General features: G+C 55.7%; 1 protein-coding gene. It reads right to left on the bottom strand.

Going from position 1 to position 953, the window contains the following annotated elements:
* Nucleotides 1–911, bottom strand: a 911-nt coding sequence (trkA, locus tag ACTHS3_RS15110; RefSeq protein WP_440368381.1) for a Trk system potassium transporter TrkA, incomplete at its 3' end; no start/stop codon positions are given.
* Nucleotides 912–953 lie beyond the last annotated feature (42 nt).

Here is a 953-nt window from a genome sequence, read left to right as displayed (position 1 = left end):
TCGATGTATTCTTCGTCCAGCAGGGTTTCATCGGTGGCGGAACCTTGCAGGACGAGGGTGTTGTCCAGATTCTCGGCCAGCCATTCGGCGCGGTGGGGTTTGTATTCGATGATTTTGATGTCGTATTTGGACTCGAGCTGTTTGGCGAGGCGGTAGCCGATGTTGCCGCCGCCGGCAATCATGATGCGGCGGGTACGCGCTTCTTTCGGACGCAATTCGCGCATGATGGCCTCAACGCTGTTGATGTCGGCGGCAAACAGGACTTCATCGCCTTCGATAATGACGGTTTGCGGCGTTGGGACGATCAGGCGGTTGTTGCGGTAGATGGCGCAAATTTGGCAGTCTACGCCTTCGAGCAGGTGCTGGTTGATGTCGGCAATTTCACGACCGATCAGCAAACCGCCTTTGCGAGCTTGAACAATCACCATGCGAACTTGGTCGTTGGCAAAGCTGAGTACCTGCAATGAGCTGGTGTAGTTGAGCAGGCCGACAAGTTGTTCGGTAACCAGTTGTTCGGGGCTGATGGTTTCGGTAATGCCGAAGATGTTGAGGCTGCCTTCTTCGGGGTTGTCGCTGCCGTCAACCGGATATTCGAGGTATTCGCTTGAGCGCACGCGTGCGATGCGGCTGGGGATGTTGAACAGGTCGGCGGCGATTTTGGAGGCAACAATGTTGGTTTCGTCACTGCGGGTCAGGGCAAGCAGGAGGTCGGAGTCCGCCGCGCCTGCCTGTTCAAGGGTAAAGGGCGATGCGCCGTTGCCGACGATGGTTTGGACATCGAGGCGGCTGCTGATACGGTTGAGCGCTTTTTCGTCGATGTCGATGATGGTAACGTCGTTGCTGGGAACGGAGGCGAGGTTTTGGGCGACGGTCGAACCGACTTGGCCGCTGCCGAGGATGAGTATTTTCACGGTAATTGAGTGTGTTCGGTAAAAATGAAATTGTAACAAAAG

It is taken from the genome of Neisseria sp. P0009.S007 (assembly GCF_051962515.1).
This window is presented reverse-complemented; position numbering and strand designations above follow the sequence as displayed.